This is a genomic window from Klebsiella sp. HC6, assembly GCF_022605325.1.
Lineage (GTDB): Bacteria > Pseudomonadota > Gammaproteobacteria > Enterobacterales > Enterobacteriaceae > Klebsiella > Klebsiella terrigena.
Window position 1 is genome coordinate 1,143,781 of the sequence record NZ_CP093276.1, and the last position, 25,031, is coordinate 1,168,811.

The window sequence follows — 25,031 nt, forward strand, 5'->3', positions numbered from 1 at the left end:
AATTTTTAAAAAATCATTTTAATTCAGTTAATTAGGTTTTGTATCGTCTTTTTTAGTGGTGACTAATCTTAAGAGATTGTCGTATGAAGGGTTGTAAGACGAGGCGGAATCAGTGATCCTATGTACGTCGACAGGAAGTCGCGAAATGAAGTGAACATCAGGATGATGACGCTTCTGCAGGACCCGCCGGGAAGGCGTAGCAAGGACAGGCTTCAGGATGAAGCACAGGATAACGCAGGATGGCGTAAAGGACACCTCCAGGATGGAGAACGTGAGCCGCTCATGATGAACGGTGGATCAGGAAGATCGGGATAGACTTAAGGACAGGTAATTTCACATCGGGGTGGTGTGAAAGCAGGACGCACTGGTTTATGGATGAACATGGTCAGGAGACCTCAGGAAAAGTTTTCACGGACGAGCAGGGAGCACCAATGTAGCCGGATTGCTGCGAAACGAACCGGGAGCACTGTTTATACAGTGCTCCCTTTTTTTATTTCTCTTCTGAATTTGCTATTCTGCGCCGGTTTACAACACATCGAGGTTTCCCCATGACTCTTCACCTCAGCGTGCGCGAGCGCCTGCACGCGATTGAAGCGCTGCTGCGCGAAACGCAGTACTGGCAGGAAAGCGCGCCGCAAAGCAGCGCCTTTGCCAGCGACAGCCCGTTCTGCATGGATACCATGGAGCCGCTGGAGTGGCTGCAGTGGGTGCTGATCCCGCGTATGCATCAGCTGCTGGACGCTGAGCAGCCGCTGCCGCAGAGTTTTGCCGTCGCCCCTTATTATGAGATGGCCCTTGATGCCGCCCACCCGCTGCGCGATCGCGTGCTGGCGGAGCTGCTGCTGCTGGATACCCTTTTTGCGAGCGACGACGCCTGATGCTGGAAATTATTTATCAGGATGAGTGGCTGGTGGCGGTCAATAAGCCCTCCGGCTGGCTGGTCCACCGCAGCTGGCTGGATCGCGATGAGAAAGTGGTGGTCATGCAAACGGTGCGCGATCAGATTGGCCAGCACGTCTTTACCGCCCATCGGCTCGACAGACCGACCTCCGGCGTGCTGCTGATGGGGCTATCAAGCGAGGCGGGAAGGCGGCTGTCGCAGCAGTTTGAGCAGCACCAGATGCAAAAACGCTACCACGCCATTGCCCGCGGCTGGCTCACCGAAGAGGCGCTGCTCGATTATCCGCTGGTTGAAGAGCTGGATAAAATAGCCGATAAGTTCGCGCGCGAAGATAAAGGCCCGCAGCCGGCGGTGACCCACTATCGGGGCCTGGCGACGGTAGAGATGCCGGTCGCCACCGGACGCTATCCGACGACGCGCTATAGCCTGGTTGAGCTGGAGCCTAAAACGGGACGTAAGCATCAGCTGCGCCGCCATCTGTCACACCTGCGCCACCCGATTATCGGCGACAGCAAGCACGGCGATCTGCGCCAGAACCGCAGCGCGGTGGAAAACTTTGCCTGCGACCGCCTGATGCTGCACGCCAGCCAGCTCTCGTTAACCCATCCGTTTACCGGCGAGCCGCTGGTCATTCGCGCCAGCCTGGACGACGTGTGGATGCGGGCGCTGTCGCAGTTTGGCTGGCGAGGCCTTCTGCCGCTAAATGAAAGGGTTGAGTTTGCAGACGACAGCGGTCAGGATGAACGGATTGAGGTCAATCCAGGGAGATAAAGATGGCAGAAGTCGGGATTTTTGTCGGTACGATGTACGGTAACGCGCTGCTGGTCGCTGAAGAAGCTGAAGCCATTTTGAGCGGCCTTGGCCACAAGGCGAAGGTGTTCGAAGACCCGGAGGTTCAGGACTGGGAACCCTACAGCGGCAAATACGTTCTGGTCGTGACGTCAACGACCGGACAGGGCGATCTGCCGGATAGCATCGTCCCGCTGTACGAAGGCATTAAGGATATGTACCAGCCGCACCTGCGCTACGGAATCATTGCGCTCGGCGACAGCACCTACGCTAACTTCTGCGGCGGCGGCAAGACCTTTGATGCGCTGCTGCAGGAGCAGGGCGCAAAGCGCGTCGGCGACATGCTGACGATCGACGCCAGCGAAGACCCGGAGCCTGAAGGCGTGTCCAACCCGTGGGTTGAACAGTGGGCGACCCTGCTCGAATAGGCGGGTGAAAAGTGACGCTCTCTCCCTACGCAGAGGGCGTCCCTTCTGAAGGCCAGCGCCGGATAAACGCCCAACGGGATCGTACCCGCGCTCGCCCGGCAGGGGTTCAGGCATCTGCCTAAAAACCACTCGCCGAAAGCGGTTTTTTCCGCCTGTTTTCACCGGGTCAAGAGAGACATTTCACACTCCTGCCGTTTGCACCGTCGCCGGCAGCGCTAACCGGCGGTTGCTTTTCATTTCCGTGAACTACCCCCCATCTGATTAGGCATAAGCCATAAATCGATTTCAGCACGTCCCGCAAAGCTGTGTATGTGCACGGTGAGCCGGCCATGTCCTCTTTTTATACTTTTCCTGCCAGTTTGAAAAAGCAAAATGCCAGATAAAACGAAAACACTAACACGTCATTCTGATTACCCTACAGGTTGTGCTGTTCAGAATGAACGTAGCTAATTGCTATGATTCAGGAGTGCAACAATGAGTACATTAAGTCAGGCGGCGAGCGGCGCGGAAAAACGCACCAACGCCCGCTACTGGATAGTGGTGATGCTGTTTATCGTCACCTCTTTTAACTACGGCGACCGCGCGACGCTGTCGATTGCCGGCTCGGAAATGGCCAAAGATATTGGCCTCGACGCGGTGGGCATGGGCTACGTTTTCTCAGCGTTCTCATGGGCCTACGTGATTGGTCAGATCCCAGGCGGTTGGCTGCTCGATCGCTTTGGTTCAAAACGGGTCTATTTTTGGTCGATCTTCATTTGGTCGATGTTTACCCTCCTGCAGGGCTTCGTCGATATCTTTAGCGGTTTTGGCATCATCGTCGCGCTGTTTACCCTGCGATTCCTCGTCGGCTTAGCGGAAGCGCCATCCTTCCCCGGCAACAGCCGCATCGTCGCGGCCTGGTTCCCGGCGCAGGAGAGGGGCACCGCGGTCTCTATTTTTAACTCCGCCCAGTACTTTGCCACCGTTATCTTCGCGCCGATCATGGGCTGGCTGACCCACGAAGTCGGCTGGTCGCACGTCTTCTTCTTTATGGGAGGACTGGGGATTGTGATTAGCTTCGTGTGGCTGAAAGTGATCCACGAGCCGAATCAGCACCCGGGCGTCAACAAGAAAGAGCTGGAGTACATTGCCGAAGGAGGCGCGCTGATCAATATGGATCAGAAGAAAAGCGCGCAGAAAGTTCCATTCAGTGAAAAATGGGGACAGATCAAACAGCTGATCGGATCGCGGATGATGGTCGGGATCTACATTGGCCAGTACTGCATTAACGCGCTGACCTACTTCTTTATCACCTGGTTCCCGGTTTACCTGGTGCAGGCGCGCGGTATGTCGATTCTGAAAGCCGGGTTTGTCGCCTCCGTTCCGGCCATCTGCGGTTTTGTCGGCGGCGTGCTGGGCGGCATTATCTCCGACTGGCTGATGCGCCGCACCGGCTCGCTGAATATTGCCCGCAAAACCCCCATCGTGCTCGGCATGCTGCTGTCGATGGTGATGGTGTTCTGTAACTACGTTAACGCGGAATGGATGATTATCGGCTTTATGGCGATGGCCTTCTTCGGCAAGGGCATCGGCGCGCTGGGCTGGGCGGTGATGGCGGATACCGCCCCGAAAGAGATAAGCGGTCTCTCCGGCGGTCTGTTCAACATGTTCGGCAATATCTCCGGTATCGTCACGCCGATTGCCATCGGCTACATCGTCGGGACGACGGGCTCGTTCAACGGGGCGCTGATTTATGTCGGGATACATGCGCTGGTGGCGGTGCTGAGCTACCTGGTGCTGGTGGGGGATATTAAACGCATAGAACTGAAACCTGTAGGGGAGCGCTAACGATGAATACTCAATCGACTCCGATCGTCACCGACATGAAGGTGATCCCGGTTGCCGGGCATGACAGTATGCTGCTGAATATTGGCGGCGCGCACGGCGCCTGGTTTACCCGCAATATTGTGGTACTCACCGACAGCGCGGGCAACACCGGTATCGGCGAGGCCCCCGGCGGCGAGGTTATCTATCAGACGCTGGTAGACGCTATTCCGCAGGTGCTGGGGCAGGAAATTGCGCGCCTGAACAAGGTGGTTCAGCAGGTGCATAAAGGCAATCAGGCTGCGGATTTCGACACGTTCGGTAAAGGCGCCTGGACCTTCGAACTGCGGGTTAACGCGGTGGCGGCGCTGGAGGCTGCGCTGCTGGATCTGCTGGGCAAAGCGCTGAATGTTCCGGTGTGCGAACTGCTGGGGCCGGGCAAACAGCGCGACGCGGTCACCGTTCTGGGCTATCTCTTCTATATCGGCGATCGCAATAAAACGGATCTGCCGTACCTGGAGACCACCCCTGGCCAGCACGACTGGTACCACCTGCGGCATCAGGAGGCGCTGAGCGGCGAAGCGGTGGTCCGCCTCGCCGAAGCCGCTCAGGATCGCTACGGCTTTAAAGATTTCAAGCTTAAGGGCGGCGTGCTGCCGGGCGAGCAGGAGATTGACACCGCTCGCGCGCTGAAAAAACGCTTCCCGGATGCGCGTATTACCGTCGATCCGAACGGCGCCTGGCTGCTTGATGAAGCCATTGAACTCTGCAAAGGCCTGCAGGACGTGCTGACCTACGCCGAAGATCCCTGCGGCGCCGAACAGGGATTTTCCGGTCGCGAAGTGATGGCGGAATTCCGCCGCGCCACCGGGCTGCCGGTAGCAACCAATATGATTGCCACTAACTGGCGTGAAATGGGGCACGCGGTGATGCTCAACGCGGTGGATATCCCGCTCGCCGATCCGCACTTCTGGACCTTGTCCGGCGCGGTGCGGGTCGCGCAGCTGTGCGATGACTGGGGGCTGACGTGGGGCTGCCACTCAAATAACCACTTCGATATTTCACTGGCCATGTTTACCCACGTCGGTGCGGCGGCGCCGGGCAATCCGACCGCCATCGATACCCACTGGATTTGGCAGGAGGGCGACTGCCGCCTGACCAAAAATCCGCTGCAGATTGAAAACGGCAGGATTGCCGTACCGGACGCGCCGGGTCTGGGCGTCGAACTGGACTGGGAGCAGGTGCAAAAGGCGCACGAGGCCTATAAGAGGCTGCCCGGAGGGGCGCGTAATGACGCCGCCCCAATGCAGTACCTGATCCCAGGTTGGAAATTTGACCGCAAACGTCCCGTTTTCGGCCGCGATTAATTAGAAAAGGATTCAATCATGACGACGCAATTCTCAACGCCGGTAGTCACTTCTATGCAGGTTATCCCGGTGGCCGGTCACGACAGCATGCTGATGAACCTCAGCGGCGCGCACGCGCCGTACTTCACCCGCAATATCGTGATTATTAAAGATAACTCGGGTCACACCGGGGTGGGCGAAATTCCTGGCGGAGAGAAAATTCGCCAGACCCTGGAGGATGCCGCGGCGCTGGTTGTCGGCAAAACGCTCGGCGAATACAAAAACGTGCTGGGCGCCGTTCGCCAGCAGTTTGCCGACCGCGATGCCGGCGGCCGCGGTTTGCAAACCTTTGACCTGCGTACCACTATTCATGTAGTGACCGGGATTGAAGCGGCGCTGCTGGATCTGCTTGGGCAGCACCTTGGGGTGAACGTGGCTTCGCTGCTGGGCGACGGGCAGCAGCGCAGCGAAGTGGAAATGCTTGGCTATCTGTTCTTCGTCGGCAACCGCCAGGCCACGCCGCTGGCCTACCAGAGCCAGACGGATGAGAAGTGCGACTGGTACCGGCTGCGCCACGAAGAGGCCATGACCCCGGACGCCGTCGTGCGCCTGGCGGAAGCGGCCTACGAAAAGTATGGCTTCAACGATTTCAAACTCAAAGGCGGCGTGCTGGCCGGCGAGGAGGAGGCCGAGTCCATCGTCGCGCTGGCGAAGCGCTTCCCGCAGGCGCGGGTGACGCTTGACCCGAACGGCGCCTGGCTGCTCGACGAAGCCATCGCCATTGGTAAACAGCTGAAAGGGGTGCTGGCCTACGCGGAAGATCCGTGCGGGGCCGAGCAGGGCTACTCCGGCCGTGAGGTGATGGCTGAATTCCGCCGCGCGACCGGTCTGCCGACGGCGACCAATATGATTGCCACCGACTGGCGGCAGATGGGACACACCCTGTCGCTGCAGTCGGTTGATATCCCGCTGGCCGATCCGCACTTCTGGACCATGCAGGGATCGGTGCGCGTTGCCCAGATGTGCCATGAGTTTGGCCTGACCTGGGGTTCGCACTCCAATAACCATTTTGATATCTCGCTGGCGATGTTCACCCACGTCGCGGCGGCGGCGCCGGGCAGGATCACCGCCATTGATACCCACTGGATCTGGCAGGAAGGGAACCAGCGTTTGACCCGACAACCTTTTGAGATCAAAGGTGGTATGGTGCAGGTACCCTCGACGCCAGGCCTTGGCGTAGAGCTCGACATGGACCGCGTTATGCTGGCCAATGAGCTGTATAAAAAGCACGGCCTGGGCGCTCGCGACGATGCGATGGCGATGCAGTACCTGATCCCAGAGTGGACGTTTAATAACAAGCGCCCGTGCATGGTGCGCTAAGGACAAACCGGCTCCTGCGGGGGCCGGTCGCTTTTTGCTATCTGGCTTGTGTTCATGTTAAGGACAGCTTATGAAAATAGTCATTGCACCAGATTCATACAAGGAGAGCCTGAGCGCGCTGGACGTAGCGACCGCGATAGAGCAGGGGTTCAGGGAGATTTATCCCGATGCAGAATACCTCAAGCTACCGGTCGCCGACGGCGGGGAGGGGACCGTCGAAGCGATGGTCGCCGCCACTCAGGGGCATCTGGTGCGGGCTGTCGTCACCGGCCCTCTCGGCGAGCCGGTGAACGCTTTTTACGGCCTTTCCGGCGACGAACGCTGCGCCTATATCGAAATGGCGGCGGCCAGCGGCCTGGAAAGCGTACCGCCGGCGCGCCGCAATCCGCTGCTCACCACCAGCTGGGGGACCGGGGAGCTGATCCGCCACGCGCTGGATAGCGGCGTGAAGCAAATTATTATCGGTATCGGCGGCAGCGCCACTAACGACGGCGGCGCCGGGATGGTGCAGGCGCTGGGCGCAAAGCTGCTGACAAAAGATAACCGGCAGATATCGGCCGGCGGCGCGGCGCTGGAGCAGCTGGCGAAGATTGACCTCAGCGAGCTGGATCAACGGCTGGTGGATTGCCGCATCGAGGTGGCCTGCGACGTGACCAACCCGCTCACCGGCCCGGAAGGCGCGACGGCGGTATTTGGCCCGCAGAAAGGGGCGACGGAGGAGATGATCGCCCGCCTCGATCGCGCGCTGACGCATTTCGCACAAATTATTCATCGCGATCTCGGCATTGATGTCCTGCACCTTGAGGGCGGCGGTGCGGCGGGCGGAATGGGCGCCGCGCTCTACGCGTTTTGCGGGGCGAAGCTGCGCCCGGGGATTGAGATTGTGACCGACGCCCTGCACCTCGCTGAGCGGGTGGCGGACGCTGACCTGGTTATCACCGGCGAAGGGCGCATTGACAGCCAGACTATCCACGGCAAGGTGCCGGTTGGGGTGGCTAAGGTGGCAAAAAGCTACAACATCCCGGTGATTGGCATTGCCGGTAGCCTGACTGCGGACGTGGGCGTTGTACATCAGCACGGGCTGGATGCGGTTTTCAGCGTGCTCTATTCGGTCTGCACCCTCGAAGAGGCGCTGGAAAATGCCGCCGATAACGTGCGCATGACGGCGCGCAACGTGGCGGCGATACTGAAAATGGGGCAAAAGCTGTAGCCGCGCTCTGCGGGCCCGGGCCGCTGCCCGGGCCCGCAGAGCTGCCGGGGCTAGATGCCCATTAGCTTGCAGGCTTCCCGCGTGACGTTATCCATCTCATCCAGCAGTTCCAGAAGCTCGGGCTCCAGATCTTCGGCGGCGGTTCCCGCGCGCAGCTGGCTCTCGATAGTCTGACACAGCTTCTTCAGCCGCGGCACGCCGCTGTAGCTGCAGCTTCCGTGAAGCTTATGAATTAAATCCAGCAGCCCTTCCGGCTCCTCGCCCACCAGCTGCTCTTCAACCTTGTTACGCACCTCTGGCATAAAGGCGATCAGCATCTGCAGCATCTCCCGCGCCAGGTCCGGCTTCATCGCCGCCTGCCGCAGCGCCAGCTGCCAGCTGAGGGTAACGTTATGATCGACCGGGGGTTCAACCACTTCGGCCGCCAGCGGGGTGGCGGCGTGCATCCCCGGCTGATAGCGCAGCAGCAGGCTGTGCAGCTTGTCCTCTTCAATCGGTTTTGCCAGGTAATCGTTCATGCCGGCGCTCAGCAGCTTCTCTTTCTGTCCCTCCAGGGCGTGGGCCGTGACCGCGATGACCGGCGTTTGCTGATGGTGAGGGAGGTGGCGGATGAGCTCGCAGGCGCGAATGCCGTCCATGTCCGGCATCTGAATATCCATCAGCACCAGATCCAGCTGCATCTGCTTGGCCAGTTCAACGGAGCGCTGGCCGCTCTCGCAGAGCGTAACGTTCTGGACCAGGTCTTCCAGCAGCACGCCGATAAGCTTCAGGTTGGCCGGATTATCGTCAACCGCCATCACCGTCATCGGCAGCTTGCTGCTGTCCGTATGCGTCAGCATCACCGCGGGCTGTGTCCGACAGGAGGCCGTCAGCGCAGGCAGGAGCCGGGTTGAGGTCAGCGGTTTAAGCAGGCAGGCGGCCACGCCCTCGCGCTTCAGCGCTTCGGCGTTGATCTGCGCGTGGCAGGGGAGCGCGAGAAGTAAATTATCGGCCATCGAACAGGCTTTGGTGAGCTTATCCTTTTGCTGGTTAAGGTCGCGCATGGAAACCGGAATGCCGGCCAGCAGAATATCGTAATGCGCCTCCGGCAGAGCGGAAAACGTCGGGCTATATACCACTTCCAGCGGCGTATTGGCCAGCAGCTCCATCGTGCACTGGGCCGCCGCGGCGTTGGCTTCGATATAGGCCAGCGTTTTCCCCCGCAGGCAGTCGGTCAGCGGGCTGTCGGGAATGGCGTTCGGGTTAAGGTCGAGGCTGATATGGAACCAGAAGGTCGAGCCGCGATTAGGCTGGCTGTGGAAGGAGATATCGCCCCCCATCTCCTTCACCAGCCGCTGGGTAATGACCAGCCCCAGCCCGGTGCCGCCGTGGCGGCGAGAAATGCTGGCATCGGCCTGGCGGAAAGCCTGGAACAGCCGCGACTGGTCGCGCTCCGGAATGCCGATCCCGGTATCGTGAATTTGGATCTCGATCTGCACCCGGGAGTTGCTGATGGCGCGCTGCTCCACCAGCACGTCGATATTCCCGTGCTCGGTGAACTTGATGGCGTTGCCCACCAGGTTGGTGATGATCTGCTGCAGGCGCAGCGGGTCGCCGATAATATTATCCGGCACGTCATTTTTGATATTGAGCGTCAGCTCCAGCCCTTTATCGTGCGCCGAGTGCGCCAGCAGGGTCACCACCTCATCCAGCGCATTGCGCAGCAGGAACGGGATGCTCTCGAGAATAAGCTTCCCGGCCTCCAGTTTGGAGAAGTCGAGCACGTCGTTGATGATCGCCAGCAGGTTGTTGGCGGAGCGCTCGATAGTGGTCAGATGATCGCGCTGGGTGGTGTTTAAATCGGTTTTCAGCGTCAGGCGGGTAAAGCCAATCACGCCGTTCAGCGGCGTACGCAGCTCGTGGGACATATTGGCGAGGAACTCTGACTTGATACGCGCGGCTTCCTGAGCGCGTTTTTTCGCCAGATCCAGCTCCACGTTTTGGATCTCCATCTGCTCGAGGGTTTCGCGCAGATCGGACGTCGCCTGATCGATATTGTGCTGCATCTCTTCATGGTAGGCCGCCAGCGACATCGCCATGGAGTTGATGCCGTTCTTCAGCATATCCAGCTCGCCGAGCATAAAACCTTCGACGCGGCTATCCAGCTGCCCGCGGCGAATGCGGTCAACGGTATTCACCATATTGCGGATCGGCCCGGTGACGTCCCGCATCAGCCGCCAGCCGAAAATCAGCGCAATCCCGATACAAAACAGCATCATCACGCTGGAGATAAAAATCTCTTTGTACTGCTGCAGGCGTACCGATTTCAGATCCAGCTCGAGGGCCACGTAGCCCAGCATATTGCCGGGCATTTTGGCATCGGTCACCGGCGACTCATCGGGCGAATAGCTCTCCGAGATGATAGGGGTACGCAAAATCATCACGTCGCCTTTGCGGGTCACGCTGAGCTGGCGGGGGAACTTTGCCCCTTTTTCCAGCCGCAGCTCGCTGGGGTTAAGCTGAAAATTGGACGTCACAAAGAGCTTATTTTGCGAATCATAGATCGAAATTGCGCGCACAATATCCGAGTGGCGGCGGTGCAGGACGCTTATCAGCTGCCCGATAGATTCGCGGTTTTGCAGATTCATGCCATATTCACTGGAGACCGCCAGCGGCTCGATAATACTGGCTCCGGCGTCTTCCAGCTGCCGCTGCAGGTCGTGATAGCGATGCGCGACGAAGAAAATACTGAGCAGCAAACCAATAAGTACGGTGGGTGCCAGAATAAGAATCATCATGCGAGCACGTAGGCTGTAGTTGGTCATGCGGTTCCGTTATGGGAGAATAAGAGTCAGTATATTTGATTGAGACAAATCTCTACGATGGCGCAATTCTACTCTGCAAAACGGCGTGTGACGACGCGCCAGATCATAACCGTTACAGTCAATGACCTCGATCCCTTTGGTCAGGGCGTTGCGCGTCACCAGGGAAAAGCGCTGTTTGTTCGCGGCCTGCTGCCGCAGGAGCAGGCCGAGGTCGTGCTGGTTGACGAGAAAAAACAGTACGCGCACGCCACGGTAAAACGCCGCCTCAACGACAGCCCGCAGCGCCAGACGCCGCGCTGCCCGCATTTTGGCGTCTGCGGCGGCTGCCAGCAGCAGCATGCCAGCGTTGAGCTGCAGCAGCAAAGCAAACGCGCCGCGCTCGGTCGCCTGATGAAACGCGATGTCGATGAGATTATAGCCGCTTCGCCGTGGGGCTATCGTCGACGCGCGCGCCTGAGCTTGAATTATCAGCCAAAGACCCAACAATTACGCATGGGCTTTCGCCAGGCCAGCTCCAGCGACGTTGTCGAAGTGGTGCGGTGCCCCGTTTTGGTGCCCACTCTTGAGGCGTTGCTGCCGGCGGTACGCGAATGTCTGAGCAGCCTGAAATCCGTGCGCCAGCTGGGCCACGTTGAGCTGGTGCAGGCCGATAACGGGCCGCTGATGGTATTGCGTCACACCGCAGCGCTGCCCGCCGGCGATAAAGAAAAACTGGAACGATTTTCGCAATCTCACGGTCTTTCCCTGTACCTCGCGCCGCAAAGCGAGATACTTGAACATATTAGCGGCGAAGCGCCATGGTATACGTCAGACGGACTACGCTTAGTGTTCAGTCCGCGCGACTTTATTCAGGTTAACGATGGCGTTAATCAGCTGATGGTGCGCACGGCCCTCGAGTGGCTGGATATTCAGCCGCAGGACCGGGTGCTGGATCTGTTCTGCGGAATGGGCAATTTTACCCTACCGCTGGCGCAGCGCGCCGCGCAGGTTGTGGGCGTTGAGGGCGTACCCGCTCTGGTGGAAAAGGGGCGCGAGAACGCCGCGCTTAACCATCTGCATAACGTCACATTCTTCCATGAGAATCTGGAAGAGGACGTCACGCGCCAGGCCTGGGCGAAGCGCGGCTTTGATAAAATCCTGCTCGACCCGGCAAGAGCCGGCGCGGCGGGCGTGATGCAGCATATTATAAAACTGGCCCCGCAGCGCGTAGTCTATGTCTCCTGCAACCCGGCGACGCTGGCGCGCGATAGCGAACTGCTTTTAGCGGCGGGGTATGAAATCCAACGCCTGGCGATGCTGGATATGTTCCCGCATACCGGGCATCTGGAATCAATGGTGCTGTTTGAGCACAAGCTTGCACAAAATCATACGAATCGCATCGAGGCGGCAGTAGAGTAAATCCTCAGCGGCCCGCTTAGCCCAGAAACTGAGGTGAGCGACAGGCGCCGACGCGACACGATTTGCAGGATGACGTGTAAAAGTTGAGGCTTGCCGACTTCGGCAGGCCAGGTCCCTTAAGGAGAGGACAATGGTTGCGGTAAGAAGTGCACATCTAAATAAAGCTGGTGAATTTGACCCGAATAAATGGATCGCGAGTCTGGGAATTTCCAGCCAGCAATCGTGTGAACGCTTAGCCGAAACCTGGGACTATTGTCGCGAGCAAACGCAGGGGCATCCGCGTGCGGATATCCTGCTATGGCGCGGCGTGGAGATGGTAGAAATCCTCTCCACATTGAGCATGGATATCGATACGCTGCGGGCGGCGATGCTGTTCCCGCTGGCGGACGGTGAGGTCGTCAGCGAAGAGGTGATGCAGGAGAGCGTCGGTAAATCGGTGGTGACCCTGATCCACGGCGTACGCGATATGGCGGCCATCCGCCAGCTCAAGGCCACCCATACCGACTCCGTCTCCTCAGAACAGGTGGACAACATTCGCCGCATGCTGCTGGCGATGGTCGACGATTTCCGCTGCGTGGTTATCAAGCTCGCCGAACGTATCGCCCACCTGCGGGAAGTCAAAGACGAGCCTGAAGATGAGCGTGTGCTGGCGGCAAAAGAGTGCACCAATATCTACGCCCCGCTGGCCAACCGCTTAGGTATCGGCCAGCTGAAGTGGGAGCTGGAGGATTACTGCTTCCGCTACCTGCATCCGGACGAATATAAGCGCATTGCGAAGCTGCTGCACGAGCGGCGAATCGACCGCGAACACTACATTGACGAATTCGTCGGCCACCTGCGCTCAGAAATGAAAACGGAAGGCGTTAAGGCCGAAGTGTACGGCCGGCCGAAGCATATCTACAGCATCTGGCGCAAAATGCAGAAAAAACATCTCACCTTTGATGAGCTGTTTGACGTGCGGGCGGTGCGTATTGTCGCCGAGCGCCTGCAGGACTGCTACGCCGCGTTGGGGATAGTCCACACCCACTATCGTCATCTGCCGGATGAGTTCGATGACTACGTCGCTAACCCAAAACCGAACGGCTACCAGTCTATTCATACCGTGGTGCTCGGTCCCGGCGGCAAAACGGTAGAAATTCAAATTCGTACTCGCCAGATGCATGAGGATGCCGAGCTGGGCGTCGCCGCACACTGGAAGTACAAAGAGGGCGCCGGCGCGGCGGTGGGCGGCGGCCGCGGTTACGAAGATCGTATCGCCTGGCTGCGTAAGCTGATCGCCTGGCAGGAAGAGATGGCGGATTCTGGCGAAATGCTGGATGAAGTGCGTAGCCAGGTCTTTGACGACCGGGTTTACGTCTTTACGCCGAAAGGCGACGTCGTCGATTTACCCGCCGGCTCGACGCCGCTCGATTTCGCCTACCACATCCACAGCGACGTCGGGCATCGCTGCATCGGGGCGAAAATCAGCGGACGCATTGTGCCGTTTACCTATCAGCTGCAGATGGGCGATCAGATTGAAATCATCACCCAGAAGCAGCCCAATCCAAGCCGCGACTGGCTGAATCCGAACCTCGGCTACGTTACCACCAGCCGCGGGCGCTCGAAAATTCACGCCTGGTTCCGCAAGCAGGATCGCGACAAAAACATTATTGCCGGGCGGCAGATCCTTGACGATGAGCTTGAGCATCTCGGCATCACCCTCAAGGATGCAGAAAAGCATCTGCTGCCGCGCTACAACTTCAACGAGCTGGATGAGCTGCTGGCGGCCATCGGCGGCGGCGATATTCGCCTTAACCAGATGGTCAACTTCCTGCAGGCGCAGTTCAATAAGCCGAGCGCGGCCGAGCAGGATGCGGCGGCGCTGAAGCAGCTGCAGCAGAAGAGCTGGGCGCCGCAGAATCGCAGCAAAGACAACGGTCGGGTGGTTGTGGAAGGCGTCGGCAACCTGATGCACCACATCGCACGCTGCTGTCAGCCGATCCCCGGCGATGAGATCGTCGGCTTTATCACCCAGGGGCGCGGGATCTCGGTGCACCGGGCGGACTGCGATCAGTTGGCGGAGCTGCAGTCGCACGCGCCGGAGCGGATCGTTGATGCGGTCTGGGGAGAGAGCTATTCGGCGGGCTACTCGCTGGTGGTGCGGGTGGTCGCCAACGATCGTAGCGGGCTGCTGCGCGATATCACCACCATCCTCGCCAACGAGAAGGTCAACGTGCTGGGCGTTGCCAGCCGCAGCGATACCAAACAGCAGCTGGCCACCATCGATATGAATATCGAAATCTATAACCTGCAGGTGCTGGGCCGCGTGCTCGGCAAGCTGAATCAGGTGCCGGACGTTATTGATGCCCGCCGTCTGCACGGCGGCTAATTTCTCTCCCTTTCATCACCAACCTCTCCCGGCAGGGAGAGGTTGCCTCTGGCTCGGCCCCGGCGCTGCCGGCATCGGGCTGCGGCTCTCTGACTAAACGGGGTGGGTGAGGGGAAATACGCGTAATTTTGCAAGGAATCACCATGACTCAAATCGACCGCCTGCTCGGCATTATGCAACGCCTGCGCGACCCGGAAACCGGCTGCCCGTGGGACAAAGAGCAGACCTTTGCCACCATTGCCCCCTATACCCTCGAAGAAACCTACGAAGTGCTGGACGCTATCGCCCGCGAAGATTTTGACGATCTGCGCGGCGAGCTGGGCGACCTGCTGTTCCAGGTGGTGTTCTACGCCCAGATGGCGCAGGAAGAGGGGCGCTTTGCCTTTGACGACGTTTGCGCGGCTATCAGCGACAAGCTGGAGCGCCGCCATCCGCATATCTTCGGCGATGCCAGCGCCGGTACCAGCAGCGAAGTGCTGGCGCGCTGGGAAGAGATAAAAAGCGCCGAGCGGGCGGAAAAATCCCAACACTCCGCGCTGGATGATATTCCGCACAGCCTGCCGGCGCTGATGCGCGCGCATAAAATACAGAAGCGCTGCTCGGGAGTGGGCTTTGACTGGACCTCGCTCGGCCCGGTGCTGGACAAGGTGCACGAGGAGATCGATGAGGTGATGCACGAAGTGCAGCAGGCGGTGGTAGATGAAGCTAAACTGGAGGAGGAAGTCGGCGACCTGCTGTTTGCGACGGTGAATTTATCCCGTCATTTAGGCGTCAAAGCTGAGGTTGCGCTGCAAAAAGCCAACCTGAAATTTGAGCGTCGCTTCCGCGAAGTTGAGCGCATTGTGAGCGCGCGCGGGCTGGAGATGACCGGCGTGGACCTCGATACCATGGAAGAAGTGTGGCAAGAGGTAAAGCGGCAGGAAACTGATCTCTAACGAGTTTTCGTGATCAAGCGCTATTTGTGTGATTTTTTAAATGACAAGCGCTTGATTTGCGTCAAAAACATTTACCCAAAAGGGGCTATTTTCTCACTCCCTATGTTTGTCATGACCTGGAAAGGAGACGGAGTAATGAAAGTTTGTGGCGCTCGTCGTGTTCGGGTATACTACTTTCCCGTCCTGGTTATTCCATCGTTTCACCCTAACTTCTCAGGTTCAGCATGACAACGAACTATATTTTTGTGACCGGCGGGGTCGTATCCTCTCTGGGTAAAGGCATTGCCGCAGCATCCCTCGCAGCTATTCTCGAGGCCCGTGGGCTTAACGTGACCATGATGAAACTGGATCCGTACATCAACGTCGATCCGGGTACCATGAGTCCTATCCAACACGGGGAAGTGTTCGTTACTGAAGACGGCGCTGAAACCGACCTGGACCTGGGCCATTACGAGCGTTTCATCCGCACCAAAATGAGTCGCCGCAATAACTTCACTACGGGTCGTATTTACTCCGACGTCCTGCGCAAAGAGCGCCGTGGTGATTACCTGGGCGCAACCGTACAGGTTATTCCGCACATTACGAATGCGATTAAAGAGCGCGTGCTTGCCGGTGGTGAAGGTCACGACGTGGTGCTGGTTGAAATCGGCGGTACCGTCGGTGATATCGAATCCCTGCCGTTCCTCGAAGCTATCCGTCAGATGGCGGTAGAAATTGGCCGCGAGCATACCCTGTTTATGCATTTGACCCTGGTGCCGTACATGGCAGCAGCCGGTGAAGTCAAAACCAAACCGACTCAGCACTCCGTAAAAGAGCTGCTTTCTATCGGTATTCAGCCAGATATCCTGATCTGCCGCTCCGATCGGGCGGTCCCGGCGAACGAACGTGCTAAAATTGCATTGTTCTGTAACGTCCCGGAAAAGGCCGTTATTTCTCTGAAAGATGTCGATTCCATTTATAAAATTCCGGGCCTGTTGAAATCTCAGGGCCTGGACGATTATATTTGTAAACGATTCAGCTTGAACTGTCCGGAAGCAAACCTGGCCGAATGGGAACAGGTTATCTACGAAGAAGCTAACCCGGCAGGCGAAGTCACCATCGGTATGGTCGGTAAGTACATTGAGCTGCCGGATGCCTACAAATCGGTGATTGAAGCGCTGAAACACGGCGGTCTGAAAAATCGCGTGACCGTTAACATCAAGCTGATTGATTCGCAGGATGTGGAAACGCGCGGCGTCGAAATTCTGAAGAATTTAGATGCTATCCTGATCCCGGGCGGCTTCGGCTACCGCGGCGTTGAAGGTAAGATTGCCACCGCGCGCTTTGCGCGTGAAAACAATATTCCATATCTGGGTATCTGCCTGGGTATGCAGGTTGCGCTGATTGAGTTCGCGCGCAACGTAGCGGGGATGGAGAACGCCAACTCCACGGAATTTGTGCCAGACTGTAAGTTCCCGGTTGTGGCGCTGATTACCGAATGGCGTGATGAAGAAGGCAACGTCGAAGTTCGTACCGAGAGAAGCGATCTCGGTGGCACCATGCGCCTGGGCGCGCAGCAGTGCCAGCTGGACGAAGATAGCCTGGTACGCCAGCTGTACGGCGAGCCGACAATCACCGAGCGCCATCGTCACCGTTATGAAGTCAACAACATGTTGTTGAAACCTATTGAAAATGCGGGCCTGCGCGTTGCGGGCCGTTCCGGGGACGATCAGTTGGTCGAGATCATCGAGGTGCCGAACCATCCGTGGTTTGTTGCCTGCCAGTTCCACCCGGAGTTTACTTCTACGCCGCGTGATGGTCATCCGCTGTTCGCTGGTTTTGTGAAAGCGGCAAGCGAGTACCAGAAGCGTCAGGCGAAGTAAAAGAGTTAGAACGGCAATGCACCCATCCGGGTGCATTGTTTGTCTGGAGTTTTAGTTTAACTTGTACTGAGGAAAATCTAATGTCCAAAATCGTTAAAGTCATCGGTCGTGAAATCATCGACTCCCGTGGTAACCCGACTGTTGAAGCCGAAGTACACCTGGAAGGTGGTTTCGTTGGTATGGCAGCAGCTCCGTCAGGTGCTTCTACTGGTTCCCGCGAAGCGCTGGAACTGCGCGATGGCGACAAATCCCGTTTCATGGGCAAAGGCGTACTGAAAGCTGTTGGCGCGGTTAACGGCCCGATCGCTCAGGCAATCCTTGGCAAAGACGCCAAAGACCAGGCTGGCATCGACAAGATCATGATCGATCTGGACGGTACTGAAAACAAATCTAACTTCGGTGCGAACGCAATCCTGGCCGTGTCCCTGGCGAACGCCAAGGCAGCAGCAGCTGCTAAAGGTCAGCCGCTGTTCGAACACATTGCTGAGCTGAACGGTACTCCGGGCAAATACTCCATGCCGGTTCCGATGATGAACATCATCAACGGCGGCGAGCACGCGGACAACAACGTCGACATCCAGGAATTTATGATTCAGCCGGTTGGCGCTAAATCCCTGAAAGAAGCCGTACGTATGGGTTCTGAAGTGTTCCATAACCTGGCTAAAGTTCTGAAAGCTAAAGGCATGAACACTGCAGTGGGTGACGAAGGCGGCTACGCGCCGAACCTGGGCTCTAACGCTGAAGCTCTGGCAGTTATCGCTGAAGCGGTTAAAGCTGCTGGCTACGAGCTGGGCACCGACATCACTCTGGCGATGGACTGCGCGGCTTCTGAATTCTACAAAGACGGTAAATACGTTCTGGCCGGCGAAGGCAACAAAGCGTTCACCTCTGAAGAGTTCACTCACTTCCTGGAAGACCTGACCAAACAGTACCCGATCGTCTCTATCGAAGACGGTCTGGACGAATCTGACTGGGACGGCTTTGCATACCAGACTAAAGTTCTGGGCGACAAAATCCAGCTGGTTGGTGACGATCTGTTCGTAACCAACACCAAGATCCTGAAAGAAGGTATCGACAAAGGCATCGTTAACTCCATCCTGATCAAATTCAACCAGATCGGTTCTCTGACCGAAACTCTGGCTGCGATCAAAATGGCGAAAGACGCTGGCTACACTGCCGTTATCTCTCACCGTTCAGGCGAAACTGAAGATGCTACCATCGCTGACCTGGCTGTTGGTACCGCTGCAGGCCAGATCAAAACCGGTTCTATGAGCCGTTCTGATCGCGTTGCTAAATACAACCAGCTGATTCGTATCGAAGAAGCACTGGGCGAAAAAGCACCGTACAACGGTCGTAAAGAGATCAAAGGTCAGGCATAAGCCGGTCTTTATCTGATATAAAAATGCCAGTCTGCGGACTGGCATTTTTTTGTCCGCAGACCGGCGATTATTTAAAGTCGACGGCCATCTGCTGCGGAATAGAAAGCCCGCGGGTCGTTTGCACGCAGCGGTCAATGTAATCGGTAAAGCGCGGCGGTTTAGGCATCCCCATACTCAGCAGCTTATCGTTACTGAAGCGGACGTTAAGCGTGGCGAACGCGCCGTACAGGCGCATGGCTTTGAGCATCAGGCGCTCATTGCACGGACCAAAGATATCTTTTAGCTCACGGCGCATCTTAACCAGCGTTTCGTAGCTCACCTGGGCATAGCTATCGCCAACCGGCAGACGCTCCAGCGCTGAGGCCATCGCGCTGTCAATCTCGGCAAACCTGACGCTATTTTCTTCCCCCGCCGAGATATGCACCACTTCTCCACGAGCCAGCGGGCTGTCGAGCAGCATCAGCAGCGCGTCGGCACAGTAATCAACGGGAATAACGTCAATTCTGTCCTCCATCGAACACATGAACTTTTGCAGCATCAGGCCCATGCTGAATACCCAGAAGATGCTGCTGGAGGGCTGGCAGCCGTGATGGGTATGGCCGACGACGATAGAAGGGCGGGCGATAGTCAGCGGAAGCGTCGGGCACGCCTGCTGCATCAGCCGCTCGATGGTCGATTTAGAATGCGTGTACTCGACAAGATGTTCGGCGCGCTCGCGGAATTCGGCGCTTTCCGCAACCAGAGAATCAGGTTCCGGCGAGCACGACATTGCCGTGCCAACGTGCAGGAAGCGCTGCAGCCCGGAGACCTCGGCCATGCGTTGGGCAAAGCGGAGCGTCCCCTCAACGTTGACTTTCCAGATCAGCGGATTGTTGCCGAACGAGGCGACGGCGGCGCAGTTGAGCACGTGGGTGACGCCGTCGAGGCGCGGATCGGCAAGGAATTCTTCAGGATTCGCCAAATCACCCAGCAGGATGTGCCGGGCGCTCAGCGTCGCCAGCGCCTCCTCGGCGATATTGAATTTACGCAGATTGTCTTTAACCCGGGCAAGCGCTGCTTCACCATTATTGGCACGAACTAAAAGCAGCAGATTAACCTCGTTTTTTTGATTGAGGATATTCTCTAAAACTGCTCCACCCAGAAATCCGGTAACGCCTGTTATTAATAATGTCTTCATGAATACAGTCTCATCATGGTTAGTGAAGTGGATTCTAGGCGGGCTAAACTAAACGGTGGGTAAATGGCAAATGGGCCATTTAGGCCAATCCTTAAGACGGTATTAAGGTTATGAACGGGCGCGGATTGGATTCGACATCAGGCTATTTATAAAGATTCGATCTTTCATGTATCAGTTTGTACATTGCTGATTTTGTTTGTTATTTTATTTATTATTCAGGTTTTTATATTTTTCATTAATGTCATAATTAAAATTTTTTGTTACATCAAAGACGGGGATCTAAAAAATAAAATGAATTATTACCGGGCGGCGGATAGATTTATAAACTGGCGGCGTGAAGAGGAACAATAGCCGCGGTTTGACCCTCCGATGTCTGGCCTGCGGGCCGAGGGGAGTGAAGCGCGCGCCATCGCAGCTGAGGACAAGACCTGGGCGTGCAAATCTGCGATAATGATCGTTTAGAACCTAAACAGAGATGATTATGCAGTACCCGATTAACGAGATGTTCCAGACCTTGCAAGGCGAGGGTTACTTTACCGGCGTGCCCGCCATTTTTATTCGCCTGCAGGGATGCCCGGTTGGTTGCGCCTGGTGCGATACCAAACATACCTGGGACAAACTTGCCGATCGGGAAGTGTCGCTGTTTAGCATTCTGGCGAAAACCAAAGAGAGCGACAAATGGGGCCCGGCCAGCGGCGAAGATCTGCTGGCGATCATTGGCCGTCAGGGGTGGACCGCTCGTCACGTGGTGATCACCGGCGGTGAGCCCTGCATCCACGATCTCACCCCGCTGACGACCCTGCTTGAGCATAACGGCTTCAGCTGTCAGATTGAAACCAGCGGTACCCATGAGGTGCGCTGCAGCCCGCGGGCCTGGGTGACGGTTTCCCCTAAGGTCAACATGCGTGGCGGTTACGACGTGCTGTCGCAGGCGCTGCTGCGGGCGGATGAAATCAAACATCCGGTGGGGCGCGTGCGCGATATCGAAGCGCTGGATGAACTGCTGGAAACGCTCACCGACGACAAGCCGCGGATTATTGCTCTGCAGCCCATCAGCCAAAAAGAGGATGCGACGCGTCTCTGTATCGAGACCTGCATCGCCCGCAACTGGCGGCTGTCGATGCAAACGCACAAGTATCTGAATATTGCCTGATCAATCGCCGGGTAGCTACGTACTACCCGGCGCGTCCGTTACGCGTTCGACCAGCTTTGAATCGCGTCAACGTTTTCCAGGCTACCGTGGGTGACCGCATACGACTTTTTCAAAATCGTATCCGTATACGTGGTTAACTCCCTGAAGATCCCCTTATTTAATGCCTCATACCGGCTGGCATTCTTCTCTATCGGCATAAAGGTATCTTTTACCCGCACCATATTTGCCACCGCTGCCGCGTAGGAGGGGTACAAACCCAATCCCACCGCGGCGTTGATTGCCGCCCCGAGGCTGGCACAGCCGTTAATCGCGTTGCGCCTGGCCGGCAGGTTAAATACGTCGGCGAAGATCTGCATAAAGAGGTCGCTGTTCGAACCGCCGCCGGTAATGATGATATGTTTAGCGAAGTGGTTAATTTCATTGCACATATTGTCGTAGTTATTTTTCAGCGTCAGCGCAACGCTCTCCAGAATGGAGCGATAAATCCACGCGTAATCCATGCTGGAATCGAAACCGATCATGATCCCGCGCTTATAGGGCTCCCAGGGGTTCGTTAACCAGTCCAGTACGGTCATTAAACCGTTGCAGCCCGGCGGCACCGCTGCGGCCTTTTTATTTAACAGATCTTCCGGCGATAGGCCCTGGGCCCCGGCGTCCTTAATCAAAGATTCGCCCAGCATGTCCCGCAGCCAGCTCACCGTCCACATTCCTTTGCGAATACCGTACCCCTCATAGAGCAGCGTCTCGGGAATGGAGGACATAATCGGCCAGTAGGCGACGGGATCTTTCGGCAGCGCTTTACCGTTCATCATCAGGGCGATATAGGTGCCCAATGAGATAACCGCCGTTTCATCATCCAGCAGCCCTGCGCCGAGCGCCTCAACCGGCTTATCGCTGGTGGTGCAGATAACGGGCAATCCTGCCGGGAAGCCGGTTGCGCGGGCCGCCTGGCCGGTGAGATGACCCAGAATCGTGCCGGGCATCTGCACGTCGAATAGCATCCGGCGCGGAATATTAAACTGCTTAACGACCTCGTCGTTGTCGCTCCACCCCCAGGTTTTATAATCCACCGGCCACTGACCAAAGTAGTTGGCGATATTGTCCTTAAACTCGCCGGTTAAGCGGTGCGATAGATAGCCGGAAAATGAGGTGACCCAGGCCACGTCGGGATTTGTGTGCTCATAAGGCCGGGTGACGCGGGCGTCCTGCCAGCTAATCAGCGGTTCCGCGGGCGTACCGTCGGCTTTAAGGAGCGCGCGGCAGCAGCGGATGGAGCCGAGACCGATGCCGACGATATCCTCTTTCTCGCCGGTAAACCGGCTCATCAGATCCTTCCCGGCGAGGCAAAGCGAGGTCCACAAATCATCATCAGGATGCTCCGCCGTATCGGCGTCCGGGGTGTGCATGGGCTGCAGCAGGCCCTTTCCCTCGCACACCACGTTTCCCTGCAGGTCGTACATCACGACCTTGGTACTCTGGCTCCCGCCATCGATTCCAATGATGTATTTCTTCGACATTATTATTCTCCTTTAATTTTCACCCTCACTCGCCGGCAGTCTCTGCGGCAAGCGATGCCTCGCGTGCTGTCGCGGCGTCGGTGCGGCGTATTTTTCGAAACAGCAAAAAGGTAAAGAGGATCACCATACACAGCGCGGCCAGGCCCATCAGCCACATATTGCGGTAGGCGTCTGCGGCGGGGAGAGTGTCCTGCCAGTGGCCGACGATCGGATAGACAAAAACGTCGGGCAGGAAGCCGATGACCGAGCAGATACCGACGGTTGTTCCCATAATATAGCCCGGGGTCCTCGCTTCGCCGGGGCAGGCCCAATAGAGCCCGCGCGAAGCGTAGCAGGTGAAGCCCAGCAGCAGAATCAGGCCGATCCCCATTGCGACGGACTGCGGATTTGAATTGGTGGCTAACAGCGCTATAAGCGCCAGAACCCCCACGACCGACAGCAGCTGAATGACGCGGGTCGGGGATTTGACTCTGCTGTAGGTGGTAATAATGCCGCCCAGCGGGCCGCAAATCGCGCGGAAGATTTTGTTGATGACGATCCCCATATAGCTCGCGGCTACCAGCGACATACCGTACATTTCCGTCAGGTAGTTGGTGGAGTAGCTGAGGATGGCGTAGATGGTAAAGACGCCAAAGATGACCATGCTGCAGTACCAGGTGGTGCTGATGCGCAGGACCGCGAGGATATCGCTTAGCTGAAACGCTTTTTTCTCTTCCTGCGCCGCGCCGCCGCGCTGAGGCGCGTCGCTGACGAAGAACCAGCACAATATCCCCAGCAGGATGTAAACCACGCTGTAAATCAGGATAACGACCTTCAGGCTGTTGCTATCGTCGGGCGCGAAGCGGGAAAATGCCCACATGGTAAACACCGCCAGCGACATAACGCCAACGCCGCGCAGACCCTCCATCCAGCCCATGATTTTCCCCTGCTCGCTATGATCGCCGAGCAGCGAGGCGGCCTTAATTGAAACGGACCACAGCATCAGAATGGTGGTGATGGCAAAGGCGACCTGAATACAAAGCATGGCCCACAGCGGCGGATAGGTTGCCATTATTAAACCGAGCAGGCCGGTCACGATCATCGCTGAAGTAATCATTTTGCGGTGCGAGAATTTATCGGCAATAACCCCACTGGGAGCATAGAGAATAATGGCGGTAATACCAAAGGTGCTCATAATTAAGCCGATTTCGGTATTGCTAAATCCCATGAATTTTGCCATTGGGATTTGATAGATATAGCGTAAATAGGCAAGGTCAAAGCTGACTCCGCCGCTAAAGCTAATAATGGCAAGCGTTATCCAACGGCGATATGAATTCTGTTGCATATCGTGATCTCATTTTGAATAGACGAAAAAAAGAGAAAAGTAAACCGCCTTTGCAGGTGGATTACTTTTCTCTGGTCTCTAGTAATTGCGATTAGGAATAACATGCCGGCGTGGGCTTTAGTGTGAGAATAATCACGCTTCGTAGTTTTACGCATAATTTATGCGTGAAATATTTATCTGTGATTGCGATCACATTAGGTGTCCGGACGCTGTGCTAAAAATTTAGCTCAGTTACCAGAGACAATGAGAAAGGTAGCTTCCCTCTCGTGGGGGAAGTTACCTTTCTTTTTTTTTGCCTAAAGGAATTTGGAGTCAACTATGTCAATCGAATCTCTTAACGCGTTCTCAATGGATTTCTTCTCTCTGAAAGGTAAAACGGCAATTGTCACCGGCGGCAATAGCGGGCTGGGTCAGGCCTTTGCCATGGCGCTGGCGAAAGCCGGCGCGAATCTGTTTATCCCAAGCGTCGTCAAGGACAACGGAGAGACAAAAGAAATCATTGAAAAACAGGGCGTTGAAGTTGAGTTTATGCTGGTGGATATTACCGCCAAAGGCGCGCCGCAGCGGATCGTCGCCGCCTGCTGTGAGCGCTTCGGCACGGTGGATATCCTGGTCAACAATGCCGGAATTTGTAAGCTGAATAAGGTGCTGGACTTCGGGCGGGCGGACTGGGATCCGATGATCGATGTTAACCTGACGGCGCCGTTCGAGCTCAGCCACGAAGCGGCAAAAATTATGATCCCGCAAAACAGCGGCAAAATTATTAATATCTGCTCGTTATTTTCTTACCTCGGCGGTCAGTGGTCACCGGCTTATTCGGCAACTAAGCACGCGCTTGCCGGTTTCACTAAAGCATATTGCGACGAGCTAGGTCAGTATAATATTCAGGTCAACGGCATCGCCCCTGGCTATTATGCTACCGATATTACGCTGGCTACCCGCAGCAATCCGGAAACCAATCAGCGCGTGCTGGACCATATTCCGGCAAACCGCTGGGGTGATACTCAGGATCTCATGGGGGCAGCCGTATTTTTAGCCAGTCAGGCATCCAATTATGTTAACGGCCATCTGCTGGTGGTCGATGGCGGTTATCTGGTGCGTTAATTTTCAATCGGTGGTTTCTGTATTTTTATTTATTGTCTTACGTAATATTACTCAATATGCATCGAGGCTGAAATAAAACAATTCCCCGTAAACATCGCACCCGATGTCATTGGGGTTTATGCCGGCCGTTAATAAAGAAGCAGCTTGCGTGAT

The 25,031-nt window shown here is 56.7% G+C and carries 18 protein-coding genes; 14 read left to right on the forward strand and 4 right to left on the reverse strand.

Features of this window, described 5'->3' with window-relative positions; translation table 11 throughout:
- The first annotated feature begins 548 nt into the window (after positions 1-548).
- From MMW58_RS05560 to MMW58_RS05590, 7 genes are all read left to right on the forward strand, one after another.
- Complete coding sequence (locus tag MMW58_RS05560; RefSeq protein ID WP_133600416.1) at positions 549-878, forward strand: YqcC family protein; 330 nt, start codon at positions 549-551, stop codon at positions 876-878.
- Positions 878-1,672 (forward strand): tRNA pseudouridine(65) synthase TruC, encoded by a 795-nt coding sequence (gene truC, locus MMW58_RS05565; protein WP_045857518.1) that lies wholly within the window; start codon positions 878-880, stop codon positions 1,670-1,672. The genes MMW58_RS05560 and truC overlap by 1 nt, the downstream gene beginning before the upstream one ends.
- A gap of 2 nt (positions 1,673-1,674) precedes the next feature.
- Positions 1,675-2,118, forward strand: a complete 444-nt coding sequence (locus tag MMW58_RS05570) for a flavodoxin (protein ID WP_159236182.1) — start codon at positions 1,675-1,677, stop codon at positions 2,116-2,118.
- Positions 2,119-2,592: 474 nt separating this feature from the next.
- Positions 2,593-3,945, forward strand: coding sequence for a galactarate/glucarate/glycerate transporter GudP (gene gudP, locus MMW58_RS05575; protein ID WP_241722875.1), 1,353 nt, complete (start codon positions 2,593-2,595; stop codon positions 3,943-3,945).
- 2 nt (positions 3,946-3,947) lie between these two features.
- Entirely contained in the window at positions 3,948-5,288 is a 1,341-nt protein-coding gene (locus tag MMW58_RS05580; RefSeq protein WP_241722876.1) for a glucarate dehydratase family protein, read from the forward strand.
- 18 nt (positions 5,289-5,306) lie between these two features.
- Positions 5,307-6,647: a glucarate dehydratase gene (gene gudD / locus MMW58_RS05585; protein WP_133600412.1), complete on the forward strand. Its 1,341-nt coding sequence runs from the start codon at positions 5,307-5,309 to the stop codon at positions 6,645-6,647.
- A 70-nt stretch (positions 6,648-6,717) separates the two neighbouring features.
- A complete protein-coding gene (locus MMW58_RS05590; protein WP_241722877.1) occupies positions 6,718-7,857 on the forward strand; it encodes a glycerate kinase in 1,140 nt (379 codons plus the stop codon).
- A 50-nt stretch (positions 7,858-7,907) separates the two neighbouring features.
- On the opposite strand, the gene barA is transcribed toward MMW58_RS05590, so the two are convergent.
- Positions 7,908-10,661 (reverse strand): two-component sensor histidine kinase BarA, encoded by a 2,754-nt coding sequence (barA, locus tag MMW58_RS05595; protein WP_241722878.1) that lies wholly within the window; start codon positions 10,659-10,661, stop codon positions 7,908-7,910.
- A 57-nt stretch (positions 10,662-10,718) separates the two neighbouring features.
- Between barA and rlmD the strand changes: the two genes are divergently transcribed.
- From rlmD to eno, 5 genes are all read left to right on the forward strand, one after another.
- Positions 10,719-12,059, forward strand: a complete 1,341-nt coding sequence (rlmD, locus tag MMW58_RS05600; protein WP_241722879.1) for a 23S rRNA (uracil(1939)-C(5))-methyltransferase RlmD — start codon at positions 10,719-10,721, stop codon at positions 12,057-12,059.
- A gap of 130 nt (positions 12,060-12,189) precedes the next feature.
- Positions 12,190-14,427, forward strand: coding sequence for a GTP diphosphokinase (gene relA / locus MMW58_RS05605; RefSeq protein ID WP_133600408.1), 2,238 nt, complete (start codon positions 12,190-12,192; stop codon positions 14,425-14,427).
- Positions 14,428-14,570: 143 nt separating this feature from the next.
- Positions 14,571-15,362 (forward strand): nucleoside triphosphate pyrophosphohydrolase, encoded by a 792-nt coding sequence (gene mazG, locus MMW58_RS05610; protein ID WP_045857532.1) that lies wholly within the window; start codon positions 14,571-14,573, stop codon positions 15,360-15,362.
- Between the two features lie 224 nt (positions 15,363-15,586).
- Positions 15,587-17,224, forward strand: a complete 1,638-nt coding sequence (gene pyrG / locus MMW58_RS05615; protein ID WP_041146974.1) for a glutamine hydrolyzing CTP synthase — start codon at positions 15,587-15,589, stop codon at positions 17,222-17,224.
- A gap of 80 nt (positions 17,225-17,304) precedes the next feature.
- On the forward strand, positions 17,305-18,603 hold the full coding sequence (eno, locus tag MMW58_RS05620) for a phosphopyruvate hydratase (protein WP_041146973.1): 1,299 nt from the start codon (positions 17,305-17,307) through the stop codon (positions 18,601-18,603).
- Positions 18,604-18,670: 67 nt separating this feature from the next.
- Here eno and MMW58_RS05625 read toward each other — a convergent pair whose 3' ends face one another.
- Positions 18,671-19,780, reverse strand: a complete 1,110-nt coding sequence (locus tag MMW58_RS05625) for an SDR family oxidoreductase (protein ID WP_241722880.1) — start codon at positions 19,778-19,780, stop codon at positions 18,671-18,673.
- 481 nt (positions 19,781-20,261) lie between these two features.
- Here MMW58_RS05625 and queE point away from each other — a divergent pair, with 481 nt between their 5' ends.
- Positions 20,262-20,933, forward strand: a complete 672-nt coding sequence (queE, locus tag MMW58_RS05630; RefSeq protein ID WP_041147731.1) for a 7-carboxy-7-deazaguanine synthase QueE — start codon at positions 20,262-20,264, stop codon at positions 20,931-20,933.
- A gap of 38 nt (positions 20,934-20,971) precedes the next feature.
- Here queE and MMW58_RS05635 read toward each other — a convergent pair whose 3' ends face one another.
- Both MMW58_RS05635 and MMW58_RS05640 read right to left on the reverse strand, forming a co-directional pair.
- A complete protein-coding gene (locus tag MMW58_RS05635; protein ID WP_241722881.1) occupies positions 20,972-22,450 on the reverse strand; it encodes an FGGY-family carbohydrate kinase in 1,479 nt (492 codons plus the stop codon).
- A gap of 25 nt (positions 22,451-22,475) precedes the next feature.
- Entirely contained in the window at positions 22,476-23,774 is a 1,299-nt protein-coding gene (locus tag MMW58_RS05640) for an MFS transporter (RefSeq protein WP_241722882.1), read from the reverse strand.
- A gap of 318 nt (positions 23,775-24,092) precedes the next feature.
- On the opposite strand from MMW58_RS05640, the gene MMW58_RS05645 reads away from it, so the two are divergent.
- Positions 24,093-24,878 (forward strand): SDR family oxidoreductase, encoded by a 786-nt coding sequence (locus MMW58_RS05645; RefSeq protein ID WP_241722883.1) that lies wholly within the window; start codon positions 24,093-24,095, stop codon positions 24,876-24,878.
- The last annotated feature ends 153 nt before the right edge of the window (positions 24,879-25,031 follow it).